General features: G+C 69.2%; 19 protein-coding genes. 7 read left to right on the top strand and 12 right to left on the bottom strand.

The window, feature by feature from the left end; genetic code table 11:
- Nucleotides 1–23: 23 nt before the first annotated feature.
- Genes CCN37_RS25650 through CCN37_RS25630 form a run of 5 tightly spaced genes read right to left on the bottom strand, consistent with a single transcriptional unit; the run spans nucleotide 24 to nucleotide 7,281 of the window.
- On the bottom strand, nucleotides 24–1,250 hold the full coding sequence (locus tag CCN37_RS25650; protein ID WP_168200856.1) for an MFS transporter: 1,227 nt from the start codon (nucleotides 1,248–1,250) through the stop codon (nucleotides 24–26).
- A complete protein-coding gene (locus CCN37_RS25645) occupies nucleotides 1,247–2,485 on the bottom strand; it encodes a phenylacetate--CoA ligase family protein (protein WP_086825560.1) in 1,239 nt (412 codons plus the stop codon). Before CCN37_RS25645 ends, CCN37_RS25650 begins: the two co-directional genes overlap by 4 nt.
- Entirely contained in the window at nucleotides 2,478–4,997 is a 2,520-nt protein-coding gene (locus CCN37_RS25640) for an acyl-CoA reductase (RefSeq protein ID WP_086825557.1), read from the bottom strand. The genes CCN37_RS25645 and CCN37_RS25640 overlap by 8 nt, the downstream gene beginning before the upstream one ends.
- Nucleotides 4,994–6,154 carry an acyl-protein synthase gene (locus CCN37_RS25635; protein WP_086825555.1) on the bottom strand — a complete coding sequence of 387 codons (1,161 nt, stop codon included), beginning with the start codon at nucleotides 6,152–6,154 and terminating at the stop codon, nucleotides 4,994–4,996. The genes CCN37_RS25640 and CCN37_RS25635 overlap by 4 nt, the downstream gene beginning before the upstream one ends.
- Nucleotides 6,151–7,281 carry a GNAT family N-acetyltransferase gene (locus tag CCN37_RS25630; protein WP_143261805.1) on the bottom strand — a complete coding sequence of 377 codons (1,131 nt, stop codon included), beginning with the start codon at nucleotides 7,279–7,281 and terminating at the stop codon, nucleotides 6,151–6,153. Before CCN37_RS25630 ends, CCN37_RS25635 begins: the two co-directional genes overlap by 4 nt.
- Before the next feature lie 405 nt (nucleotides 7,282–7,686).
- On the opposite strand from CCN37_RS25630, the gene CCN37_RS25625 reads away from it, so the two are divergent.
- Nucleotides 7,687–8,733 (top strand): LacI family DNA-binding transcriptional regulator, encoded by a 1,047-nt coding sequence (locus CCN37_RS25625; RefSeq protein WP_143261804.1) that lies wholly within the window; start codon nucleotides 7,687–7,689, stop codon nucleotides 8,731–8,733.
- A 269-nt stretch (nucleotides 8,734–9,002) separates the two neighbouring features.
- Here the strand turns inward: CCN37_RS25625 and CCN37_RS25620 are convergent, their stop codons facing one another.
- Complete coding sequence (locus CCN37_RS25620) at nucleotides 9,003–9,338, bottom strand: hypothetical protein (RefSeq protein ID WP_143261803.1); 336 nt, start codon at nucleotides 9,336–9,338, stop codon at nucleotides 9,003–9,005.
- Nucleotides 9,331–10,077 carry a hypothetical protein gene (locus CCN37_RS25615; RefSeq protein WP_086825547.1) on the bottom strand — a complete coding sequence of 249 codons (747 nt, stop codon included), beginning with the start codon at nucleotides 10,075–10,077 and terminating at the stop codon, nucleotides 9,331–9,333. The genes CCN37_RS25620 and CCN37_RS25615 overlap by 8 nt, the downstream gene beginning before the upstream one ends.
- A gap of 247 nt (nucleotides 10,078–10,324) precedes the next feature.
- On the opposite strand from CCN37_RS25615, the gene CCN37_RS25610 reads away from it, so the two are divergent.
- The 4 genes from CCN37_RS25610 to CCN37_RS25595 are packed head-to-tail and all read left to right on the top strand — an operon-like array spanning nucleotide 10,325 to nucleotide 14,941.
- Nucleotides 10,325–11,653 carry an ABC transporter substrate-binding protein gene (locus tag CCN37_RS25610; RefSeq protein WP_086825544.1) on the top strand — a complete coding sequence of 443 codons (1,329 nt, stop codon included), beginning with the start codon at nucleotides 10,325–10,327 and terminating at the stop codon, nucleotides 11,651–11,653.
- A complete protein-coding gene (locus CCN37_RS25605; protein WP_246843303.1) occupies nucleotides 11,631–12,512 on the top strand; it encodes a carbohydrate ABC transporter permease in 882 nt (293 codons plus the stop codon). Before CCN37_RS25610 ends, CCN37_RS25605 begins: the two co-directional genes overlap by 23 nt.
- On the top strand, nucleotides 12,509–13,378 hold the full coding sequence (locus CCN37_RS25600) for a carbohydrate ABC transporter permease (protein WP_086825540.1): 870 nt from the start codon (nucleotides 12,509–12,511) through the stop codon (nucleotides 13,376–13,378). The genes CCN37_RS25605 and CCN37_RS25600 overlap by 4 nt, the downstream gene beginning before the upstream one ends.
- 6 nt (nucleotides 13,379–13,384) lie before the next feature.
- The gene (locus CCN37_RS25595; protein WP_086825538.1) at nucleotides 13,385–14,941 is read left to right on the top strand and encodes a glycoside hydrolase family 13 protein; all 1,557 of its coding nucleotides are present in this window, start codon (nucleotides 13,385–13,387) and stop codon (nucleotides 14,939–14,941) included.
- On the opposite strand, the gene CCN37_RS25590 is transcribed toward CCN37_RS25595, so the two are convergent.
- From CCN37_RS25590 to CCN37_RS25570, 5 genes are all read right to left on the bottom strand, one after another.
- On the bottom strand, nucleotides 14,897–15,967 hold the full coding sequence (locus CCN37_RS25590) for a serine hydrolase (RefSeq protein WP_086825536.1): 1,071 nt from the start codon (nucleotides 15,965–15,967) through the stop codon (nucleotides 14,897–14,899). The genes CCN37_RS25595 and CCN37_RS25590 overlap by 45 nt on opposite strands.
- Nucleotides 15,964–16,593 carry a winged helix-turn-helix transcriptional regulator gene (locus tag CCN37_RS25585; RefSeq protein WP_246843301.1) on the bottom strand — a complete coding sequence of 210 codons (630 nt, stop codon included), beginning with the start codon at nucleotides 16,591–16,593 and terminating at the stop codon, nucleotides 15,964–15,966. The genes CCN37_RS25590 and CCN37_RS25585 overlap by 4 nt, the downstream gene beginning before the upstream one ends.
- Nucleotides 16,594–16,606: 13 nt before the next feature.
- A complete protein-coding gene (locus tag CCN37_RS25580; protein ID WP_086825532.1) occupies nucleotides 16,607–17,212 on the bottom strand; it encodes a phosphatase PAP2 family protein in 606 nt (201 codons plus the stop codon).
- An 86-nt stretch (nucleotides 17,213–17,298) separates the two neighbouring features.
- Nucleotides 17,299–18,465, bottom strand: a complete 1,167-nt coding sequence (locus CCN37_RS25575; RefSeq protein WP_086825530.1) for a pyridoxal phosphate-dependent aminotransferase — start codon at nucleotides 18,463–18,465, stop codon at nucleotides 17,299–17,301.
- Nucleotides 18,462–19,874, bottom strand: a complete 1,413-nt coding sequence (locus tag CCN37_RS25570) for a sodium:solute symporter (RefSeq protein WP_086825528.1) — start codon at nucleotides 19,872–19,874, stop codon at nucleotides 18,462–18,464. The genes CCN37_RS25575 and CCN37_RS25570 overlap by 4 nt, the downstream gene beginning before the upstream one ends.
- Before the next feature lie 226 nt (nucleotides 19,875–20,100).
- Here CCN37_RS25570 and CCN37_RS25565 point away from each other — a divergent pair, with 226 nt between their 5' ends.
- Both CCN37_RS25565 and CCN37_RS25560 read left to right on the top strand, forming a co-directional pair.
- Nucleotides 20,101–21,549, top strand: coding sequence for a PucR family transcriptional regulator (locus CCN37_RS25565; RefSeq protein ID WP_143261802.1), 1,449 nt, complete (start codon nucleotides 20,101–20,103; stop codon nucleotides 21,547–21,549).
- Nucleotides 21,550–21,614: 65 nt separating this feature from the next.
- Nucleotides 21,615–23,537, top strand: a complete 1,923-nt coding sequence (locus CCN37_RS25560; protein WP_086825524.1) for an NB-ARC domain-containing protein — start codon at nucleotides 21,615–21,617, stop codon at nucleotides 23,535–23,537.
- The last annotated feature ends 81 nt before the right edge of the window (nucleotides 23,538–23,618 follow it).

Raw genomic sequence — 23,618 nt, 5'->3', positions numbered from 1 at the left:
TGCCCTCCTGTACGCCAAATCGCTCACTTGGGTTCTGGCACGCGAGCCAGGACGAACGCGAACACCAGCAACCCCGCGCCCTGGACGAGGGTCAACAGCTGCGGGCCGATGGCGTCGCCGAACGCTCCGAAGGCGAGGAAGGCGACCGGGAACGTCGAGCTGATCGCGGCCTGGAGCGCGGCGAAGAACCGGCCCTTGACCTCGTTCGGCACCGCCATCTGGAACAGCGTCGTGAACTTCACGTTCGACACGCCCAGGCACAGCCCGGCGAACGCGAGCACCACGGCGTAGATCACCGTGTTCGCCACCAGACCCGGAATGGCCAGGAAGATCCCGAACGCGGCGATGCACAGCGCTCCGAAGCGCACCGTGCGGCCCGCCGTCGGGATGTGTGCCGCGCTGAACGCTCCGAGCAGCAAACCCAGCCACAGCGCCGCTTCCAGGATCGCGAGCGTCCCGGCCTCCCGCTCCAGCACGAGCTTGGTGTACAGCGGCAGCACCAGCAGCGTCGGCGCGGAGAAGAAGTTCGCCGTCGCGAAGCACACCAGCAGCGGGCGCACCGAAGGCATGGAGCCCAGGAACTTCCACGTGCTCTTGTGCTCCTGCGGGGCCTCCTCGCCCGGAGGAGGGGGCGGCGAGGCGGGCAGCGGGGTGAAGCGCGCGAAGTACAGGCACGCCGCGGCCACCGCGTAGGTCGCCGCGTTGATCAGGACCGCGCCGGTGAAGCCGACCGTGGCCAGCAGGACCGCGCCGAAGGCCGCTCCGGCGAAGTTCGCCACGGACTGCGTGGAGGTGCCGAAGCCCACCGCGCGCTCGACGTCCTTGCCCTCCACCAGCTCCGGCATCGCCTTGAGCAGGCACGGGTCGAAGAACGCCTGGCACACCGCGACGATCAGCGCCACCACGTACACCGACCACACCGGAACCGCGTCCTGCCAAGCGAAAACGGCGAGCACCGTGACGACGGCGCAGGCGGTCAGCTCGGCGCGCAGCATCACCTTGCGGCTGGGCATCCGGTCGATCAGCTTGCCGATGTGGCGCATCAGCATTAGCGGCGGCAGCGCGCCCATCACCAGGAACGCGCCGGATGCGACGCCACGCACGTTCTCCGGGAGTTGGCCGAGCAGCCACCACAGCAGCGCGATCTGGTAGATCCGGGTGCCGCCCTGGCTGAGCACCTGGCCGATCCAGACCAGCGCGAAGTTCTTGTTGCGCAACAGAAGCGGCCGTTGCCGCGTGGAGGTGGTCATGCGCCACGCTCGTCGATCAGGCGAACGAGCTTGCCCGTGCGCGGGTTGGTGGTCAGCTCGGTGGTGCCGACCCATTCGATCGCGAGCGGCTGGATCAGCCCGCGCGCCACGTGGTCGGCGAACATCGGCCGGGTCTCGTCGAGCCGCTTCGCGATCGCTTCGGTCAGCTCGTCGGTGCCCGTCACATCCCCGGAGAGACGCAGTACCAGTTGGTCCTTGGCCCGGTGACGGCGAAGCACGACCTGGCCGCCCGTGATTCCCTGACCGCCGGCCGCATCGCGCACGATCTCCAGCAGGTCGTCCAGGTACAGGGTCACCGGGCCGACGCGCGCGCCCTCGCCGGAACGGCCGAGCAGGCGGAAGGTCCGAGCCCCGAAGTCCACCCACTCGGCGCGGTCGCCGACCGGGTAGCGCAGCACCGGCTGGAGCGTCCGGACCAGGTCGGTGACGACGATCCGCCCCGCGCGGCCGGGCTCCTCGATGGGGTTTCCGGTGTCCTCGTCCAGGATCTCCATGATCCGGCCGGGGTAGACCTGGTGGACGCGCGCGTCGTCCTCGCCGTGCACGGGCGCTCCGATGATGCCGCCGTCCACGCTGGCGTAGCCGATGGAGCGCACGGCGGCGTTCGGGAACGCCGAGGCCAGCAGCTCGCGCTGATCGCCGTAGAACGCCTCACCGCTGAACAGCACCAGGTGGATCAGCGGCAGCGAGCCGACGGTGTCGATCACGTGCTGGGCGAGCTGGCAGAGCGAGGTGGGCGGCGCGGTGAGCACCGTCGCGTCGAACTCCAGCAGCGCGTTGGTGACGAACTCCTGCGTCGCGGAGCCCGCGATCGGCAGCTGCACTGTGTCCACCGGCGCGTCCTGCAACGCGTTCAGGGTGAAGATGAAGCTGGAGTACAGCTCCCCGGCGTAGAACAGGTTCGCGACGCGGTCGCCCTCGCGCAGCCCGGCGGCGACGAGCCCCTTGGAGAAGGTCTCGCTCATCTCCCGCCACTCGGCGCGCGTGTACACCGAGACCTTGGGCGCGCTCGTGGTGCCACCGCTCTTGAAGATGATCCCGCCGACGTGCTCGCCTGTGCGGAGCTTGTTGTCCTGCAAGGTGTTCGCGGCCCAGTACGCGGCGTGCTCCACGACGGGGAGCGCTTCGAGCGCGGGCGCGTCCGGCAGGTCCCCGTACAGCTCCGCGTAGAACGGCGAGCTGTGACGGACGAGTTTGACGAGCTGATCAAGCACTGTTGCGCTCCCGACTGTCCACGACGGCGATGAGCTTTCCGCTGGTGCTGGTGCGCTTGAAGTCCTCGGCGCCGACCAGCTCGATGTGCAGCGACACCAACTGGTCCCGCACGGCCGAGGTCTCCAGGTCGGCGTAGCGCTGCACGACCTCCGTCCACACCTTGTCGGTGTCGGCGGGCGCCCGCTCGCGGTCCAGCCGGATCGTCAGCCGCTCCTGGTCACCGACCTCGTCCAGCACGATCTGGAGTTCGCCGGTGTAGTCGAAGGCTTCACCAGCCGCCGCGACGAACCTGCGGTAGTTGAGGAAGTGCCCGCCCGCGCGGAACACGTCGCCGACCCTTCCCAGCAGCTCGAAGCGCGGAGTCCTTCTGCCGCAGGGACAGTCCTCGTCCAGCCAGCGGCCGAGGTCGCCGATCTCGTAGCGGTCCAGCCGCTGCCCGCGCCGGGTGTGCGCGGTGAAGACCAGCCGACCGGTCTCGCCGGGAGCCGCCGGGCGGTCTGCCTCCTGGTCCAGGATCTCCAGGGTCTGGATGCCCGCGAAGAGGTGGTGCACCCGCGACGGCGACTCCAGGCACTGGTAGCCCAGCGGGCCGCCGTCCACGCTGCCGTACGCGGCGGAGCGGATCAGCTCGACGCCGAACTCCTCGGCGAACCAGCGCTTCTGCTGCTCGCTGAAGTGCTCACCGCCGTAGAAGATCTTGCGGACGCCACGGTAGGCGCGCAGCGTCTCGCCCGCCTCGTCGAACAGGCGCAGCAGGTAGCTCGGCATCCCGAGCAGCGTGTCCACCTTGTTGTCCACAATGGACTTGGCGACCATCTCGTGCTCGTTCTGCTGGCCGGCCATGGGGTACTGCACGGCTTCAAGGCGCTCCAGCACGGAGAAGAAGCTCGGGAAACCGCCGTAGAGCTGGCCGCCGAAGAACAGGTTCATCGTGCGGTCGGTGCGCGGGTCGAACCCGGCCGCGATCATGCCCTCGGCGCCGTGGCGCATGTGCTCGTCGTAGTCGGCCCAGCTGAACGCGGACAGCTTCGGCGCGCCGCTCGTGCCACCGCTGCGGAAGAACACCTCCGCGCGGCTGAGGTCGTCCTGGAGCTGGTCGAAGTGCGCCTTCGTGGTGACCTCAACCGTCGGCGGCGGCAGCTGCCGTGCACTCACAAGGTCGTCCAGGCACGCGTCGCGGTTGAACCGCTCGTCGAGCTGCACGTCCACGCGGCGGCTGTAGCGCTGCAACGCGTACACACCGTCGTGCGGCTCGCCGTCGTAGCTGCCGAGCATCGCGCCCGGCACGGTGACGCGCTGCACGCCCGCCGCGATCAGGCCCCGCGTGAGCACTGCGGTGTCCTGGCGGTTCGCGCCGAGCCCGACCGTCTGGAGGTAGCGTCGCATCGGGCGCAGAACGGCGGAGATCTCCTTGCGCGCCAAAGACTTAACCCACACCGTGCGGTAGAGCGGCGAAGCACGCAGCGCTGAGCGGGTGTCGGCCAGCACGCGCCAGTCGTTGCCTTTGTGAACCTTCGTGAGACCGAGGTGCTGCTCCAGCTCCGTGACGAGCACGGTGTTGGTGATCTCCGCCCACTCCGGGGCACTGGGCTCGCGACGCTCCACAGTGGACACAAGGTCGTCCAACACGGCGGCGAAGCGCTCGGCGAATGCGAAGACCTCGGCGTCGTTCTCGGTGTCCAGGTAGACCACCTGTGGGCTCGAACACGCCTGCTGGTCCATCGCGCAGACGTCCGCAGCGACCGCGCGCAGGATCTCTTCGTCCGACCAGGAATCGCTTGTCAGGTAGGCGAATGAGAGCTTCGGGCCCCAGTCCACCAATCGGCAGCCCGGGCGCAGCACCGACGCGACGCCTGCCAGGGCCTCCTCGCCACCCCATGCGGCGACCGCGTCGGCCGGGGCGCACATCCGCTCCAGCCACTCGCGGCGGCTGGAGGAGAAGTGCAGCACGATCACGCGCTCGGCGATCTGCCCGGTCGGGTCGGCCTCAGCCAGCGCGGACAGCAGCTCGGCGGTGAAGCGCGAGTCCTCACCGCTGGTCTTGACCACGTTGAGGTTGCCGGAGAGCAGGCCCTCCAGGCAGCTCAGCGCCCCGGCCGCGGGCGCGTTGCCCGGGGCGATGTGCGCGAGCAGGCCGACCGGCACCCACGCCTCGAAGACCTGCTTGCGGAAGTCGAAGCGCGCCAGGCGGTTGGGGTCGACGCTGCCCAGCTCGCGGACGACCTTCTTCTCGATCGTCGGCCGCGCCAGCGCTCCGGAGAGCCCGCCCAGCGTCTGCTCGATCTCCTCCGACGGCACGCTCCAGTCCACCAGGCGCTGCGCGAGCCGCTGGCGCACAGGGCTTTCCGGGTTCTGGAGGTGGGCGACGACGCGCTCCGCCGCCGCCATCACGATCAGCGGGCTCAGCGGCTCCTTCGCCAGGACCGCCTGCGTCGCTTCCTCCAAAGTGGACAGTCGGCGGTCGGCCTCGGCGTCCTCGACCCACTCGCCCTGCCAGTAGTGTTGGTTCACGACTTGTCCTTCAGGAGTTCGGCGGCGGCGATGGCGCAGCTCTTGTTGCGGCTCAACCCGGCACGGCCGCGGATCTCGAACCACGGCGTGTCCAGGCCGCAGCCGCACTCGGCCGGGGTGTGCAGCGTCGCGAGATCACCCATGAGCACGCTCTGCGCGGGCGCGGAGGTGATGAACGGCGAGACGAACTGGAGGTAGCCGGGTTCTCCGTGCGGAACCGGCTCCAGCGTGCGCACGTCGCGGATCAGCACCCGCGACCACACCGGCACGTGCATGTTGTGCCGCGCGCACTCGATGTAGGGCACGGAGTGCTCGACCGAACCGAAGCCGTCGCGAATGCGCTCGTCCGGGATGCCGAGCTGGTCGGTGATCTTCGCGTACAGCTCGCGCTTGCTGATCTGCTTGTCCGCGTTGCCCTTCCACCCGCCGCCGAAGAGCACCAGCGAGTCGTCGGAGAGGTCCACCGGCGGCAGGCCGAGCGAGCGCATGCGGTCCAGGGTGAAGGACAGGAATGCCGGGAACCCGAAGATCCGCACCGGCACGCCGTCCTCCGCCGAGCGCAGAAGTGACCGCACAGCGCCAAAAGCGTCGAACTCGTGGCCGGTGCCCGTGCTGGGCAGGCCGTACTCCACGCGCCGCACCGGGGCGAAGTCGCACAGGTAGTGGTCGGTGAAGGAAGCGCCGAGGTTCACGCCGGGCTTCGGCTGGTAGGTGTAGATCAGGTAGTCCACCGGGCGGCTCGGGTCGATCCAGCCGTAGTGCTCGAAGATCCGCGCGACCATGCGCTGACCGGAGCGCAACGTCCAGTCGTCGAAGAACATCTGCGACTTCTGCCCGGTCGTTCCGGAGGAGGTCACGTGCAGCTTGACGTCCTCGCGCGGGATCGAGACGACCTCGTGCATCTTGAAGAAGTTGGCGTGCACGAAGGGCTGCCGCGCGATGTCCTCTATGGACTCCAGCGGTTCCCGCGCGTCCCAGAGGTTCTTGAAGAACGGTGAGCGCTCGGCGTGCCAGCGGTTGGACTCGTTCATCGCGGAGACGAACAACGCGTCGGCGTCCGGGCCCACGTCGTAGGGCTTCGCGAGATCGCACAGGCGTTGGACCTCGGCGAGTGCCGAGGGGTTCGGCACCGTGACCGGTCCGAGGTAGCTGCTCACCGGTACACCCCGATCGTGTTGAGGTACTTCTGCTTCCAGAGGTCGATGTACTGCTCGACGAACGGCCGGAACGCCGCGTCGATCGCGAGGCCGCGGAAGTCCAGCGGCTGCATGGTCCGCGCCATGATCACGTAGTCGCGGAACCCCTCGCCGTCCCTGCGCATCGCCGGGTAGGCGGCGGCGGGGAGGAATCCGTGCGCCAGCAGGGAGGACAGCTCGTCGAAGGCGTCCAGCGGGGCCAGCGTCTCCACGTAGAAGGCGCCGAAGTTGCCGAGCTGGCCGATCAGCTGGTCCATGTGCGGGTCGACGGCCATCGGGTTCGGCGCGGCGCCGATCAGCGTGCAGTAACCGTCGCTGATGCTCAGGTGCGTGTACACCTCGTACGAGCCGTCGGCCGCCGCGAGCAGCATGTTCGGCTTGTGGAACGGGTAGAACGCGCGGTCCGGCTCCACCACCTCGGCGAAGCGGCGCAGCACGAACTCGGGCGCGTTGATCAGCTCGACGCCGGGGGAGGGCGCCTGCTGCGCGGGAACTTCCTTGTCCGGCACCAGTTCCGGCCGCACGGGCATGCGCGCGACGGTGTCCAGCGCCTCGACGAACGGGCCGAGGCTGGCCGGGACGCGCTCGACCGGGTGCCTGCGCTCGATGACGCCGTCCCGGTGGCGCGCCAGCAGCACCATCGTCTCGTGCTTGGCGGCCTTGCGGAGGTTGGGGAAGAAGCCCAGCGCGCGGAACCCGGCGCGCAGGCAGATCCGCTGCGGCGCGGTCGAGGTGGTGCGCGCGGTGGCGTAGACGGAGTCGATCCGGCCGTCTGCCAGCATCTCGTCGCTCATCGAGCTGACCGCGTGCTGCGCGATGCCCCCGCCGCGGCACGCCGGGTCCACCACCAGGCCCTGCATCTTGCCCAGCCGGTCGACCGGGTCCACGTTGCCGACGATCGAGGCGATCAGCTCACCGCGCTCGTCGCGGGCAACCAGCCAGGTGGTCAGCTCCGAGGCGATCTCCCTGGCCATCACGGCGGGCTCGGTGCCGAGCGGGAGTGCGTAGGCGGCGCCGTAGACCCGTCGGTAGAGCCGCAGCAGCTCGTCGATGTCCTCGACGCGGGCACGGTCGAAAACGGCGGTCAACGCGTCTCCTTCGGGCAGCACTCGAATCCCGTTGAGCGCACTCGAACAGACGCCCGCGCGGGAAGGAAGAGAAGTGGATAAGGGGGTTCGGTCGGCGGACCGAAGACCCTTCCCATCCTAGGGCCCGAAACCTTAGAAAAATTCTTTATACGCTCTTGACCTGCAAGGATCGCAACTCGCGGCGAGTATCCTCACATCAGGTAACGGGCACTCGATATTCAGCTGGTAGGCCGTTCGGGTAAGTCGTCCCGGGGCTTGGAATTCCCGGCCTGGAATCTGAACAAACCGGGGTGCGCCGAGTCCAGACACTGTCATCCTTTTGACCCCGGCAACCCTGCTTTCGGCCGACACCTACCCTCGGGACCGGCTTACGCCGAACGCAGCAACCGCAAGCGCGCGCAAGAAATGTGGCCGTCTTGCAGGAACTTGCGTCACCATGGCGGCATGACGCGACGACTGGCCGAGGTGGCCCGCAAGGTCGGGGTGAGCGAGGCGACCGTGAGCCGCGTGCTCAACGGCAAACCCGGCGTCTCCTCCTCCACCCGCGCCGCCGTGCTGACCGCGCTCGACGTGCTCGGCTACGAGCGCCCCACCCAGCTGCGCGGCGAGCGGGCGCGGCTGGTCGGCCTCGTGCTGCCCGAGCTCCAGAACCCGATCTTCCCCGCCTTCGCCGAGATCATGGGCAACGCGCTCGCCCAGCAGGGGTTCACCCCCGTGCTCTGCACCCGCACCGCCGGCGGGGTTTCCGAGGCCGACTACGTCGAACTCCTGCTGGCCCAACAGGTTTCCGGCGTGCTCTTCGCCGGCGGCGCCTACGCCTCGGCCGACGCCTCGCACGAGCACTACCACCTGCTGACCGAGCGCAACCTGCCCACCGTGCTCGTCAACGCCGCCGTCGAGGACCTCGGCTTCCCCCGCGTCTCCTGCGACGACGCCGTCGCCGCCGAGCAGGCGCTCACCCACCTCACCTCGCTCGGCCACTCCCGCGTCGGCATGGTCCTCGGCCCGCCCGACCACGTCCCCTCCCGCCGCAAGCTCGCCGCGTTCACCGCCGCCGCCTCCCGCACCGGCCTCGACGTCCCCGCAGAATGGGTCGGCCACGCCATGTTCTCCCTCGAAGGCGGCCAGGCCGCGGCCGCGCGCCTGATCGAACGCGGCGTCACCGGCATCGTCTGCGCCAGCGACCCCCTCGCACTCGGCACCGTCCGCGCCGCCCGCCGCCGCGGCCTCGCCGTCCCGCACGATCTCTCCGTCATCGGCTACGACGACTCCGCGTTCATGAACTGCACCGACCCGCCGCTCACCACCATCCGCCAGCCCATCGAGGCCATGGGCCGCGCCGCCGTCGACCTGCTCACCGTCCAGATCAACGGCGCCGAGGTCGCCGCGGAAGAACTCCTCTACGAACCCGAACTCGTCGTCCGAGGCTCCACCGCCCCCGCCCCGCGCTAACCCGCGCCGGGGCTTTCGCCGTCGACGACCGTCGGCGCAGGACACACGACCCCAGCCCACGTCGTTGCGCCAGACGTAACCAATGCCGCATTGGTTACGCCCCAACCCCTGCTCGCGCTCCGCGTCGGGACGCACTGAACGACCCGTTCAGTGCGTTCAACGCGTCAAAGGAGCCGTTGGCGCACCTCGTCGATCCCTGAGCCGCCGCGTTCCGCTCGCCGCTGGTGCGCGCAGGCCAAGGTTTGGGTGTCTTCAAGCGTGGCTTCGCGTCACAGGCGCGCCTCGAAGCTCGCCGCGATCTCCACCGACATGCCCTCGTCGCGCAGGGCCTCGCGAATCTTTCGCGCGAGCAGGACCTGGTCGTCTTCCGTGATGGTTTTGGCTGTCGGGTACGACTCGACCACCCACGCGTAGTGCTGCCATTCATCATCTGAGCCGTCAACGAGGGACGGGTCCGCGTCCTCGTTCGCTCGCACGTCCATGAGGTTGCCGGACAGGAGAAGCGTGCGCTCCTTCTTCGTTTCCGCGCCGACCTCCACGAGAACGCGGACGATGTCGTTGCTGGACGCGCCGTCCACCATCGCCATGAATTGCAGATCACTCACGCTGAGCCCCCTTGTTGATCGGGTACTGCGGTGCGGTGTCCAGTTTGCTGCCCATCCTCAACACGCTGAACTGCACGGCGAACGGCACGCGCGAGTCTACAAGTTCCTCGCGCAGCTCACGGAATTCTGTGCCCAGGTCAAAAGTGGAAAGTTGCCCTGTCCGAATGCGTCGCAGCTTCTTCGCGCGCAGCTTCGTTCCCAGCGGTGCGTTGGCCAACGACTCCTCGGCCAGGTCGAAGAAAGTGGCGTTGTCAACGCGCAGTGCGATGTCGATGTCGGACTCGTTGAGCTTCGCCTTGTGGCTCACGCGGCTCCCTTGGAGCACGAGGTCGCCGTCCGGAAGTCCAGCTCGCGTGACCAACTGGCGTAGCGCCCTGCGGAAGTGGCGAAAGCTTCGCTCGGTGAATCCTTGCGGGGCGAATGTGGAAGGTGGCGACCACACGTGCGAGCTCGCTGGAGACGCGGCGGAGGAAGAGGAGGTGCCGCGCAGGTGGTGGATGAATGACTGGAGCGAGTTCGATGCTCGGTCAACGAGCCGACAGATCTGCGCAAGCTCTCCACTGACCTGCTCGAACAAGGCGGACGTTTCCCCGCGTGACGTGCCTTCGGTGGCCTGGTTGTAGGAATCCCTGGCTTCCTCGAGGGTGGTTTCGGCCCGCGCCAAGCTCTCGTGGGAACTCCTGAGCAGTTCCTGTACGTGGTGCACGGCCGCGATGACTTCTGTGATCGAGCCCGACATGGCTGCCCCCGGAACCTGGACTCCCCGTTGCCTGACGGTATGCCTTCAGGTGGGGGTCGGCTGCCTTCCGTTTGGCTCGTGCCAGAGCGGAAGCCCTGAACGGGGGCAACGGCAATGCTGCGCCACAGTTGTGTGGATATTGCGGCTGGATGTCGAGATCTTGCGCTGATGTGTGCGGGAACCTATGGTGGGCGAGCCACAGCTTGGACCGCGCCGCCACAGCACCGACGCTGAGGAGGGCTCCCCCATGGCCAGAGGTTGGCGCGTCACGCTCGGCCTGTTGTGCTGCCTGAGCGCGGTCGCCTGCGGTGCGACCGCACCGGCGAGCAGCGGCAAGGTCGTGATCACGGTGAACGGGCAGGCGCCGCAGACGCAGGCGTTCGAGCGGCGGATCTTCGACGAGGACGTGGCCGCGTTCGAGGCGGCCCATCCGGACATCGACATCCAGCCCCGCGAGGGGTTCATGGACCCGAAGGTGTTCTCGGCGAAGCTCGCGAGCGGGCAGCTGGAGGACGTCTTCTACGTGTACTTCACCGACCCGGCGCAGATCATCGCGCGCCGCCAGGCCAAGGACATCACCGACGAACTCCGCGAACTCCCGGAGATCCAGCCGGGCCTGCTGGACGTTTTCAAGGACGGCAAGGGTCGCGTGCACGGCCTGCCGACGGCGAACTACTCGATGGGCCTGCTGTACAACCGCGCGCTCTTCACCAGGGCGGGGCTCGACCCGGACCGCCCGCCGACGACGTGGGAGCAGGTCCGCGAAGCGGCGAAGAAGATCAGCGCGCTGGGCAACGGCACGGTCGGGTTCGCGGATCTCAGCAAGAACAACCAGGGCGGCTGGCACCTGACGAGCTGGTTGTACTCGGTCGGCGGGCAGGTGGCGCGCTGGGACGGCGACGGCTGGAAGGCCGACTTCGCCAACGCCAAGGGACGCGAAGTGCTGCGCCAACTCAGGGAGATGCGCTGGACCGACAACAGCATGGGCGACAAGCAGCTGCTGGAGATCGGTGACGTGCAGCGGATGATGGGCGCGGGCCAGCTCGGCATGTACCTCGCGGCGCCGGACAACATCCCCACGCTGGTCAACCAGTTCGGGGGCTCCTACACCGACTACGGCATGGCGCCGATGCCGGGCGGCGGGGGCACGCTGATCGGCGGCGAGGGCTACATGATCAACCCGAAGGCCAGCCCGGAGAAGGTGAAGGCCGGGCTGACGTGGTTGCGCTGGAAGTACCTCAACCCGGACCGCATCGAGAGCAACCTCAAGCGCTACGTGGACCTCAAGCAGCCGGTCGGACTGCCGGTCTCGCCCTTCTCCGACCTCTACGCCGGAGCGGTGCGCGAGAAGCAGGAGGCGCTGAAAGCCAAGTACGCCACAGTTCCCGTGCGCAACTACCAGTCCTTTGTGGACGCCAACGTGAAGGGCAACATCGAGCCGCCGAACGCGCAGCGGGTCTACGCGGCGCTGGACGGGCTGATGCAGGCCGTGCTGACCGATCGCGACGCGGACCTGGACCGGCTGCTCGCCGAGGCGGAGACGAAGGTCAACAGTGCGCTCGCCCAGGCTGGGTGAGGTAGCGCGGCGGAACCTGACGGCGTACGGGCTGCTCTCCGCCGCACTGCTGTGCTTCGCGCTGTTCTCGTGGTGGCCGATCATCCGCGGCGTGCTGCTGAGCTTTCAGCAGGTGGACTTCGTCAACGAGCCGACGTGGGTGGGCTTCGCGAACTTCGAGCGCCTGTTCGCGGACCCGCTGTTCGGCGTCGCGTGGCGGAACACGGTGCTGTTCACCGCGTTGGCGTTGTTGCTGGGGTTCGTCGTCCCGTTCATCACCGCCGTGGTGCTCAACGAGATGCGGCACGCGCGCGCCTACTTCCGGCTGCTGGTGTACCTGCCGGTGATGTTGCCGCCGGTGGTGACCTCGTTGCTGTGGAAGTGGTTCTACAACCCAGGTCCCGGCCTGTTCAACGACGGACTGCGCGCGATCGGAGCGCCGCCGCTGCACTGGCTGGACTCCGGCGACACGGCGATGATCTCGCTGGTGATCGTCTCCACGTGGGCGAACATGGGCAGCGCCACGCTGATCTACCTCGCGGCGTTGCAGACGATCCCGGGTGAGCTGTACGAGGCGGCCGAGCTCGACGGCGCGAGCCTGTGGAAGCGCCTGTGGCACGTCACGGTGCCGCAGACGAAGTTCGTGCTGGTCGTGCTGATGCTGATGCAGGTCATCGCGACCATGCAGGTGTTCACCGAGCCGTACGTCATGACGGGCGGCGGGCCTGAGGACTCCACGCTCACGGTGTTGCTCCTGCTGTACCGCTATGCCTTCGTCTACAACGACTTCGGCACGGCGAGCGCGATGAGCCTGCTGCTGTTCGTGGTGCTCGGCGTCTTCTCGGCCACCTACGTCCGCCTGACGAAGGGGAGAGCATGAGGACGCTCGTGTCTCCGGCGAGGTTGCGCAGCCCCAAGGGAAAAGCCGCCTACTGGACCGTGTTCTCCTTGGTGTTGCTGGTCTTCACAGCCGCGTTCCTGTTCCCGCTGTACTGGGCGGTGACGGGTGCGATGAAGTCAGCTCCCGAGCTGGCGCGCGTGCCGTCGCCGATCGTGCCGGAGGTCTGGCACCCGGAGAGCTATGCGCAGGCATGGCAGGAGATGGACCTCGCGCGCTACTTCCTCAACACGCTGGTCGTCGCGGGCGGCGCGTGGCTTTTCCAGCTGGCGGTGGATGTTCCGGCAGCCTATGCGCTGTCGAAGCTGCGGCCGGTGCTGGGCAACGCGATCATGGGCTTGATGCTGGCGACCTTGATGTTGCCCGCGTCCGCGCTGCTCGTGCCGACGTATCTGACCATTGTGGACGTTCCGATCGTGCACGCGAACCTGATCAACTCACCGGCCGCTATCTGGCTTCCCGCCGCGGCCAACGCCTTCAACATCTACCTGCTGAAGCGGTTCTTCGACCAGATCCCCGAAGAGCTGATCGAGGCCGCGACGCTCGACGGGGCCGGGCCCGTGCGCATCCTCACGCGCATCGTGCTGCCGATGTCGCGGCCGGTCCTCGCGGTGGTCTCGATCTTCGCGATCGTGGCCGCCTGGAAGGACTTCATCTGGCCGCTGCTGGTGTTCCCGGACCCCGGGGCGCAGACGCTCAGCGTCGCGCTGCAACGGGTGGAGCCGGACATGCCGCTGAACCTGCTGCTGGCCGGGCTCGTGCTGGCCAGCCTGCCCATGGTGGCGATCTTCCTGGTCTTCCAGCGACAGATCCTCGCCGGCCTGACCGCCGGAAGCATCAAGGGATAGGGGAGTGTGACAGTGACCGACGACTGGTGGCGCGGTGCCGCCATCTACCAGGTGTACCCGCGCAGCTTCGCCGACGGGAACGGGGACGGGATCGGTGACCTGGCCGGTGTCCGCGCGCGGCTTCCGTACCTGGCGGAACTGGGTATCGATGCGATCTGGTTCAGCCCGTGGTACCCGTCGCCGATGGCCGACGGTGGCTACGACGTCGCCGACTACCGCGACATCGACCCCGCGTTCGGCACGCTCGCCGACGCGGAGGCGCTGATCACCGAGGCGCACGCGCTCGGCATCCGGATCATCATCGACATCGTGCCCAACCACTGCTCCGACCAGCACCCCTGGTTCGCCGAGGCACTGCGTTCCCCCTCGGCGCGCAAGCGGTTCTGGTTCCGCGAAGGACGCGGCGAGCTGCCGCCGAACGACTGGCAGTCGCGCTTCGGCGGTCCCGCGTGGACTCGCGTTCCAGATGGGTCGTGGTACCTGCACCTGTACGCGTCGGAGCAGCCGGACCTGAACTGGACCGAGCCGGAGGTGCACGAGGAGTTCGAGGACGTCCTGCGCTTCTGGTTCGACCGGGGCGTCGACGGGTTCCGGATCGACGTCGCGGACGGCCTGGTCAAGGACCCGGAGCTGCCGGACGTCGGCGGTGCCGCCGAGCGGTTGCCGTACTCCGACATGGACGGCGTGCACGAGATCTACCGCGCCTGGCGCAAGATCGCCGACTCCTACCCGGACAAGCGGATCTTCGTCGGGGAGATGTGGCTGCCCGACCCGGAACGCTTCGCGCTCTACCTGCGCTCCGACGAGCTGCACTCCGGCTTCAACTTCGACTTCCTCGCCTGCCCGTGGGAGCCGGACCGCCTGCGCGCGGTGATCCAGTCCACTGTGGACGCTCACGCTCCGGTCGGCGCTCCGGCGACCTGGGTGCTGTCCAACCACGACGTGACCCGGCACGTGACGCGCTACGGCCGTTCCGGCGACACGGGTTTCGACTTCGCTGACCGCAGGCACGGCACGCCCGTCGACCGCGAACTCGGCACGCGCCGGGCTCGCGCGGCGGCATTGCTGACGATGGCGTTGCCCGGCGGAGTCTATGTGTACCAAGGGGAGGAACTCGGCCTGTGGGAGATCGAGGACCTTCCCGACGAGCTTCGCCAGGACCCGGTCTTCGCGCGCACCAAGGGTTCTGATCCTGGGCGGGACGGCTGCCGGATTCCGATTCCGTGGTCCGCGCCGTTCGGTGAGAGCTGGCTGCCGATGCCCGCGGAGTGGGCCGGCTACACCGCCGAGGTCCAGGAGTCCCGGCCGGACTCGATGCTCCACCTCTACCGGAAAGCCTTGGCGTTGCGCCCTGGCGACGGTGCGATGGAGTGGATCGACCTCGGCCCGGACGTGCTCGCGTTCCGCCGCGAAGACGGCTTCTGCTGCGTCGTCAACCTCGGGTGCACGCCGATCTCCTTGCCGGAGCACGAAAGCGTGCTGCTCGCGAGCGGTCCGGGCGCGGTCGAGGGCGAGGAGCTAGCCCCGGACGCCGCTGTCTGGCTCCGGGAGGCATCCGCGTAGCGCCTCGACGAGCGGGCCCGTGCACTCGTCGGCGAAGCCGCGCACGGGCATGTGATTGGTGATGAACGCGAACGACAGCTCGGCGGTCGGATCGGCGAAAGCCAGCGAGCCGCCGAGCCCGTCGTGGCCGAACGTCCCGCCCTCGACCTGGAATCCCAAGCCGTAAGCGTTGTCCTGCAACAGGATAAGATCATGCCCGGACGCGTGCGGTCGCGCGATCACGTCTAGCGTTGACGGCGACAGTCGCTCCAAGAACGCCGCGTACAACCCTGCGAGCCCCTTCGCCGAAGCCACTCCGCCGACCGACAGCACCTCGCCCGCGCGAAGCCTGCGCTCGTTGCCTACCCGCGCGCCGAAGTCCAGGCTGTACGCCCGCCGCGTCAACGTGTCGGGCGTGAGCAGCGCGTGCACGATCGGGCTCTTGGGGTCGAAGCCGATGGGCGTGAACAGCGGGACCAGTCGCGGCTCGACGGATTCCGGCAGGCCGAACCACACGTCCAGCTCCGGGAACTCCGCCGCGAGCCAGGAGCCGACCGTGCTGCCGGTGATCCTCCGGAACAGCTCGCCGACGAGCGTGCCGAAGGTCAGCGCGTGGTAGCCGTGCGCGCTTCCCGGCTCCCACAAGGGCTCCTGAGTCGCGAGCCGTTTCGCGAGCCGGTCGTGCTCGATCACGTCGTCCACGCTGAATCCACCGTCCACTGAGGACAGTCCGGCCTGGTGGGAGAGCAGCAGGCGCACCGTGACGCCCGCCTTGCCGCCCTCGGCGAACTCCGGCCAGTACGCCGCGACGGGAGCTTCCGGGTCGAGCCTGCCGTCGTCGATCAGCGCCGCGAGGGCGAGCGCGGCGACACCCTTGGAGGAGGACCAGATCAGCTGCACGCTGTCGGAGCGGTAGTCCGGGCCGCCGTGCAGGTGCGCGACGAGCTCGCCGCGGTGGTGGGCGGCCAGCGCTCCGCTCCACCCGGGCCGGGCTTCGAGCAGGTCGTCGAAGGCGTCGCGCAGCGGCTGGAAACCCGGGGCGATCATGCGGAACCGTCCAGCCCGAGCACGAGGGCGCAGCGTCGTGCGGCCTGCGGGTCGCCCTCGATCGTCAGCCTTCCCTCGGCCTGAGCGGTGCGCGCGGAGTAGTCGCCCGATCCCAGGCGCACGAAGGTCTTCGAGTCGGTGGTCATGGTCATCGTGGGCCGTTCAGCGGGCCCGCGCCCGACGGTCGCCGCGCCGCCGGAGACGCGCAGGTGGAAGACCTCGTCGTCAACGTGGAACTCGTAGCTCTCCTCCAGGCCCGGCACGCGCCTCGCGTCGGCCATCGCGCGCAGTCCGCCCAAGCCCCAGTGCGCGCGGCAGGCCGTGCCGGACTCCGGCTCGTCCAGTTCGGCGAGCCCCCACCGAGTCAGCGAGCCCACGGCGGCGCCGAGCCCCCTGCCGCGCTCGGTCAAGCGGTAGAGCTGGTCGTCCTTGGTCACGATCCCCAAGTGCGACAACGACTTCAGTCGCTCCGCCAGCAGGTTGGTGCCCATGCCCGGCAGGTCGGCGAGCAGTTCGCCGTAGCGGCGGGGGCCGATCAGCAGCTCCCGCACGACCAACAGCGTCCACCGCTCGCCGACCGCGTCCAAAGCGGCGGCGAGTCCGCAGTACTGCCGGTAGCTCCGCACGCGCAGAGCTTACTTAGGCGATCCCGACGAAGAGCGCGCCGCCGACGAGGCCGAGCAGCGTGCCCCCGATGACCTGGGGCAGGTCGTGGTCGTTCACCCGAACCCGCGACCAGCCGACGAGCAGCACGAGCAGCCACAACCAGTGCCACGCGAGCCCGTAGAGCACCGCCGTGACCAGCGCCGCGGCCGAGGCGACCGCAGCGTGGATGCTGATCTTCCACTTGAACCCGAAGGTCACTCCTACCGTCACGGCCAGTAAAACGAGTTCGGCCGCGCCGAGCGCCTGCATGCTCGACGGCGCGTCGAAGACCGCCATCAGCACGGTCACCGCGATCACCGAGCTGCCGCAGATGATCAGCGGTGTCCTGCGGCCCTCGCGGTTGCGCACGTGGTGGCCCTCCCAGCGCCCGCGCAGCGCTCCGCGCATGATCAGCACCCAGGGGATGAAGCTGGAGAACACCGCCAGCGCCGCTGCCCACCACAGCGCCTCGGTCTGTCGTTCCTGTGTGGCCGCGCCGACCGCGAACGGCATCGCGATCAGCACGGTGTAGGGGGAAAGCACCTCGGTGGCCGCTTTGGCAAGCCACCGTCCGGGGCCCTCGGTCCGGGAAACGCTCATACCGCTCACGCCGACCCCCGTCTCTACGATGATCTTTTTCCGTAGTACCAGGGGGAAACCGCGGGCGCGGTGTGACGCGATGATCTTTACCCAAGCGTGCTCAGCCGCTCGATCGCCGCGCGCAGCGTCTCCTCGCGCTTCGGGAAGGCGAAGCGGACCAGGTCACCGCCCTTGGCGGGCTCGGCGTAGAAGGAGGAGCCGGGCACCGTCGCCACGCCCACCTCGGTGATCAACTTTCGGGCGAACGCCACATCGTCCTTCGCCGGGTCGAACTTCCCCGTTCCGCACAGCACGTAGTACGCGCCGTCCGGCACGCGCAGCTCGAAGCCGATGTCGGCCAGCGCCGGGCACAGGAGGTCGCGCAGCCGCCGGTAGTGCTCGGCCAGGTCGGTGTAGTAGCCGCGCGGGAGCCGCATCGCGGTCACCCCGGCGGCCTGCAACGGTGTCGGCGCGCCCACGGTGAGGAAGTCGTGCACGGTGCGGATCGCCTTGGTCGCCCACGCGGGCGCGATCGTCCAGCCGACCCGCCAGCCGGTGACCGCGTAGGTCTTGGACAGGCTGTTGATCGTGACCGTGCGGTCTTCGAGCCCCGGCACGGTGGCGGGCGGGATGTGGCCGCCCTCGCCGAGGAAGTGGATGTGCTCGTAGATCTCGTCGGTGAAGCACAGCACGTCGTGGCGCTGGCACAGCTCGGCGATCAGCGCCAGCTCCTCGGCGGAGAAGACCTTGCCGGTCGGGTTGTGCGGGGTGTTGACCACGATCGCCCTGGTGCGGTCGCTGAACGCGGCGCGCAGCTGCGCCTCGTCGATCGTCCAATCAGGACGGTGCAGCGGCACGAACACCGGCTTCGCCCCCGCGAAGATCGCGTCCGGCCCGTAGTTCTCGTAGCGCGGCTCGAACATGACCACCTCGTCACCCGGTTCGAGCAGCGCGAGCATGGTGGCCACCATCGCCTCGGTGGCGCCGCAGGTCACGCACAGCTCGGTCTCCGCGTCGACCTGCCAGCCCGGGTAGGCCGCCGCCGTCTTGACCGCGATCGCCTCGCGCAGCGCCGCTTCACCGAAGGTCGTCGGGTACTGGTTGAGGTCGGCGTTCACCGCGTCGGCCACCGCGCGCTTGAGCTCCGGCGGGCACGGGAAGTCCGGCAGCCCCTGCGAGAGGTTCACCGCGCCGTGCGCGTCCGCCTCCCGCGTCATCTCCCTGATCACCGACTCGGTGAACGAGGCGACCTTGCTGCTGATGCGGGGGATCATCGGGGTTCTCCTGTCAGGCGGGACTGCCACTGCGCGAGCTTCTCGGCGTCGGTCGGCGGGCTGGCCAGGCTCACCGCCACGTAGGTCACCAGGCTGAGCGGCAGGCCCCACAGGATCGGTTCGTTGGCGAGCATGCCGTGCGTGAACATCAGCACCACCACCGTGATCCCGCCGACCGCGATCGACGCGAGCGCGCCCTGCCGGGTCCCGCGCCGCCACATGAGCCCGCCGAGGATCGGCACCAGCAGACCGCCGACGAGCAGGTTGTAGGCCACCGTCAGCGCGCCCACGACGTCCTGGAGCATCGAGGCGATCGCGATCCCCACGATGCCCAGCACCAGCGTGAAGATCCGTGCCGTGCGGACCTCGTCCTGGCTCTCCGATCGGCGCAGTCGCGGCCAGATGTCGTTGCTGGCAACGGTCGCGCACGCGATCAGCGCTCCGCTCGCCGTCGACATGACCGCCGCCAACGCCGCCGCGAGCACCAAGCCGCGCATGCCCGTCGGCAGGGCTTCGGTGACGATTGTCGCGAAGGCGTCGTCCGGCGAGGCAAGGTTCGGGAACAGCGCCTTCGTCGCCATGCCGACCACCGCGCCCGCGAAGGCGTAGACCAGGCAGTACAGCCCGGAGAACGTGCCGCCGACCCTGGCCACCCTGTCGTCGCGGGCGGTGAACACGCGCTGCCAGATGTCCTGGCCGATGAGCAGGCCGAAGAAGTACACCAGGACGTAGGTCAGGATCGTCTCCGCGCCGATGTGCCACAACGAGAAGTAGTCCTCGGGGAGGGCTGTGACGAGTCCGTCGAAGCCGCCCGCCTTCGCCACCGCGATCGGCAACAGCACGAACAGGATGCCGACCGTCTTCACCACGAACTGCACCATGTCCGTGAGCGTGATCGACCACATCCCGCCGAGCACCGAGTACAGCACCACGATGCCGCCGCCGAGGACCACTGAGGACACCCGGCCCATGCCGAAGAGCACCCCGAAGATCGTCGAGCACGCGATCGTCGAGGTCACCATCAGCATCAGCGCGTAGATCCACATGACGACCCCGGAGATCGTCGCCGCGCTCCCGCCGTAGCGGAGCTGGAGCATCTCCGAGACCGTGTACACCTTCAGCCGGGTGATCCGCCGCGCGAACAACAGGCTCAGCCCCAGCACGCCGAGGCCGATCGTCAGCACCAGCCACGCGCCCGAGATCCCGTACAGGTAGCCCAGCCGCACCCCGCCCACCGTGGACGCGCCGCCCAGCACCACCGCCGACATCGTCCCCGAGTACATCGGGCCGCCGAGCCTGCGCCCCGCCACCAGGAACTCGCTCTTCGTGCCCGCGCGCCTGGCCGCCCACCAGCCCACCGCGACCATCGCGAGCAGGTAGGCCACCATCACCAGGGAGTCGATCGGCATGCTGCCTCCAGTGCCGTCCGGCCGTTGCCGTCGAGATGGGCCGACCGTAGGCACCCCGCGCCCCACCGCGAAGTGGACACTTCGCACAACGGCGACCCTTGTTTAGGATGTTTCGTACCAGCGGGGTTGTACCCAATGTGGCATTTGTTTCGCGAGACGTAACCAATGGCGCCTTGGGTCGGCGGGTTTCGCGGGCGTGGGTGGCGCGGGAAGGGGCGGGATCGCGGTGACGGTGCCAGCGGTGCCGGGGTCGGCGGGGGAGATGCCGACGGTGGCGCTCAGCGATCTGGTGGGGCGCGCCGACCTGGGGCTGTCGGTGCTGGTGGGGCCGATCGAGGGGCGCAGAGTGCGCTGGGTGCACGTCAGCGAGCTGCGTGATCCGGGGCGCTACCTGATCGGCAACGAACTCCTCTTCACCGCAGGCGTGGATTTCCCTTCCAGCGCACAGGAAATCGACGTCTACGCGCGGAGGTTGGCCGAGGCGGGCGCTGCGGCGCTGGGCTTCGGGGTGACGCCGGTGCACGACACGGTGCCGCCGTTGCTGATCTCCGCGTGCGAGCGCCACGGGCTGCCGTTGCTGGTGGTGGCCATCGACGTGACGTTCTTGCGCATCGGCCAAGAGGTGTCGCTGATGCTCGCGGAGGCGGAGCGCGAGGGCATGCGGAAGCTGTCCACCGCGCAAGCGGCGCTGACCAAAGCGGCGGCGAGCGAAGGACCGACGGCGGTGGTGCGTCGCCTCGCGGGCCTGCTCAAGGGCTGGGCCGTGCTGTTCGACCCGTCCGGTCGCCGAGTCGCGAGCGGTGGGGACGCGCCGCCGGATGACGAACTCCGCCTGGCGGATCGGGTTCGCGCGCCGAAAGGTCCGTTGGCGGCGACGGCTCACCAGGGCTCGCGCCAGCTCGTCGCGCACGCGTTGCGCGGAGCCGGGTCCGGGCCGCGATCCGTTCTGGTGGCAGGGGATTCCTTCCAGGCGGCCGATCGCGCGGTGCTCAGCGTGGGTGTCGCGCTGCTCTCGCTGCTCGTCGCGTCCAGTCGATCGTCGCCGGAGCTCACCGCCGGCCTGCTCGGGTTGGCGGTCGACGGCGTGGATTCGGCTTCACTGCTGGAAAAAGTCCTGGACGCCCCGCCGGGCACGCAGTGGCGGGTCGTTCGCGCGCGCCGCCGGCACAAGTCCGCGGCGGAGTTCGACACGCCGCTGTCCGCCCCCGCTGCGGCAGGCGGGATTCTCGTTGTGCTGCCGGAAGATCGGCCGTTCGAGCCGAAGGGCTGGCTCGTGGGCGCGAGCGGCCCGGTTCCGTTGGCAGACCTGCGTTCCGCTGCCGTGCGCGCCGAGCGGCTGTTCGCCGAAGCGGTGGTCGAGGGCCGCTCGCGGATCGACGACTCCACCGTGGACTCGCTCGTGTCCTCTGTGGACGCGCGGTCGTTCGCGTGGCGGAGCCTGTCCCCCGTCGTGGAGGCGGGCCTGCACGGCACGCTGCACGCGTGGCTCGCGCACCACGGCGGGTGGGACGCCGCCGCCGACGCGCTCGGCGTGCACCGCAACACCGTCCGGCACCGCATCACCCGAATCGGGGAGCTGCTCGGGCGCGATCTCGCGGACCCCGACACGCGGGCTGAGCTGTGGTTGGCGCTGCGCTGGCTGCCCGACCAGCACCTTGGCATTCGCCCAGGCTAGGTGCTGCACGTTGCGGACCGTGAAATGATCATCACCGAACGCGTCGGAGTGGGGAGAGTGTCGAGATGTCCGGATCACCGCCTCCCACCGCCTGGGGCTTGCCGCCCCGGCAACCCGGCTTCGTGAACCGCGAGGCCGAGCGCGCCTGGTTCCGCGGGCACCTGGAGGCTCCGCGCGAGGGCGCGCCCCTGGTCGCGCTGGTGTCCGGGCCGCAGGGCTCCGGCAAGACGGCGCTGCTCGTGGAGTGCGGCAACGAGGCCGACTTCGACGCCGTGCTCTTCGCCGACCTCGACGACTACCGCCACGACGAGGTCGCCGACTACGGCGGCGTTCTCGGTGATCTCCTCGTCCAGCTCGGGATCGGGCGGGAGTGGGTGGCGCCGAGCCTGCCCGCCCGCAAGGACCAGTACCGGCAGAGCAGCGCGCACCGGCGCGTCCTGGTGTTGCTGGACAACGTCAAGCTGCACGACGACATCTCCCCGCTCGTCCCCAGTTCGGCGCGCAGCGCGGTGCTCGTCGCGAGTCACTGGCAGCTCGACCACGTGCTCAGCCGGGGCGCGGAGAACCTGTCGCTCACCGAGTTGAGCCCCGAGCACGCGATGCAGCTGCTGGCGTGGTTCTGCCCGCAGGACCGGCTCGACAGGGAACCCGACGCCGTCGCCGAGCTGATCGCGAAGTGCGGGCGCCTGCCGCTGCCGTTGCGCACCGTGGGCGCCAGGCTCCGCAAGCACCCCGCGCACGAGATCGCTCGCCTCGTGCGCGCCCTCGACGGAGGGAAGCTCTTCGTGGACCTCTTCGACGTGCCCTACTCCCAGCTCAGCGGCGAGGCGCGGCGCCTGTACGAGCTGCTCCCGCTGCACCCCGGCACCGCGTGGACCGAGGACTCCGCCGAGGCCCTTCTCGGCACCTCCGCCGCCGACGCGCTCGACGAGGTCGTCGAGGCGAGCCTGGTCATCGAGGACCGCACCGGCCGCTACCGGTTCCTGGGCCCCGTCCGCGAACACGCGTCCCGCGCCAGTGGCAACCTCAGCCAGGACGACCGTGAAGCCGCTATCCGCCGCCTCACCGACTTCTTCGCGAGCCGCGCCCAGTTCGCCGACCGCGCGGGCAAGGACCGCCTCCGGCTCACCGAGCCGTCCGGCGCCAATCCCTTCGCCAGGGACGCGGTCGCCGGGCTGGACTGGTTGGAGTCGGAGCGCACCACGCTGGTCGGTATCGCCGCGATCGCGTTGCGGCACAGCTGGTTCGAGCAGGTAGTTGCGATCGCCGAGTCGATGTTCGCGCTGCACATGAACCGGCCGCACCAGCTGGTGTGGGAGGAGTTGGACGCGCTCGGCCTCGAAGCGGCACGGCGTTGGGGCAACAGGGAGGCAGAGGCAAGGATGCTCAGTCAGCGTGCTCGGTTCGACCTGGACCACGGTGATCAGGACGCCGCTCTCGTGGGCATCGAGGAGGCCCGCGCGCTCGCCGAGGCTTCGACCAACCTGCGTCTCCAGGGCTCGGTGTGGGAGTTGACCGGCCGGGTGCTGTTCGAGCGCGGTGAGTACGAGGCGTCGCGTCGCGCCTACGAGCGCTTCTTGGAGATCGCCAAGGGCATCGGTGCCGCTCCGCAGGCCATCGCCACCCACTACCTCGGCCGCCTCGCCGCCCTCGACGGTCGCACCGAGGAGGCCTCCCTCCTGTTGCACGCCGCGCTCCCGCTGGCCCGCCAGGGCGAAGGTGATCCCCGGACCGAGGCCCGCGTCATGGAGTCACTGTCCGAAGTGGACGGTGACCCGCGCCCGTGGCTGCTCAAGGCGGTGGAGATCTACCGTGCGCGCGGCATGCTCAAGTACGAGGCCGGTGTCCTCGTCCGCCTGATCGCCCTCGCCGAGTCCCGCGCGGACACCGCGTCGGTCCGGGTCCACCTGGAGCGACTGCTCGAGGTGTACGAGGCGTCGAAGCACCCCGATGTCGCCTCTCTCCGTTCCCGCCTGGACGAGCCCTAGAACAGCGCCGGTTCGGCGATGGGCGTGGGGTGGACGTCTTCGGTCTTCCCGTTCGGCGTTGTCCAGGTGTGCGTCCCGTCG

The sequence above is a fragment of the Allokutzneria sp. NRRL B-24872 genome, assembly GCF_002155965.1.
Lineage (GTDB): Bacteria > Actinomycetota > Actinomycetes > Mycobacteriales > Pseudonocardiaceae > Allokutzneria.
This window is presented reverse-complemented; position numbering and strand designations above follow the sequence as displayed.

What these genes read in the sequence shown, in the direction of transcription:
- CCN37_RS25650 (WP_168200856.1), bottom strand. Translation starts at nt 1,250, where the DNA reads ATGACCACCTCCACGCGGCAACGGCCGCTTCTGTTGCGCAACAAGAAC.
- CCN37_RS25625 (WP_143261804.1), top strand. Translation starts at nt 7,687, where the DNA reads ATGTGGCCGTCTTGCAGGAACTTGCGTCACCATGGCGGCATGACGCGA.
- CCN37_RS25615 (WP_086825547.1), bottom strand. Translation starts at nt 10,077, where the DNA reads ATGTCGGGCTCGATCACAGAAGTCATCGCGGCCGTGCACCACGTACAG.
- CCN37_RS25610 (WP_086825544.1), top strand. Translation starts at nt 10,325, where the DNA reads ATGGCCAGAGGTTGGCGCGTCACGCTCGGCCTGTTGTGCTGCCTGAGC.
- CCN37_RS25600 (WP_086825540.1), top strand. Translation starts at nt 12,509, where the DNA reads ATGAGGACGCTCGTGTCTCCGGCGAGGTTGCGCAGCCCCAAGGGAAAA.
- CCN37_RS25590 (WP_086825536.1), bottom strand. Translation starts at nt 15,967, where the DNA reads ATGATCGCCCCGGGTTTCCAGCCGCTGCGCGACGCCTTCGACGACCTG.
- CCN37_RS25580 (WP_086825532.1), bottom strand. Translation starts at nt 17,212, where the DNA reads ATGAGCGTTTCCCGGACCGAGGGCCCCGGACGGTGGCTTGCCAAAGCG.
- CCN37_RS25575 (WP_086825530.1), bottom strand. Translation starts at nt 18,465, where the DNA reads ATGATCCCCCGCATCAGCAGCAAGGTCGCCTCGTTCACCGAGTCGGTG.
- CCN37_RS25570 (WP_086825528.1), bottom strand. Translation starts at nt 19,874, where the DNA reads ATGCCGATCGACTCCCTGGTGATGGTGGCCTACCTGCTCGCGATGGTC.
- CCN37_RS25560 (WP_086825524.1), top strand. Translation starts at nt 21,615, where the DNA reads ATGTCCGGATCACCGCCTCCCACCGCCTGGGGCTTGCCGCCCCGGCAA.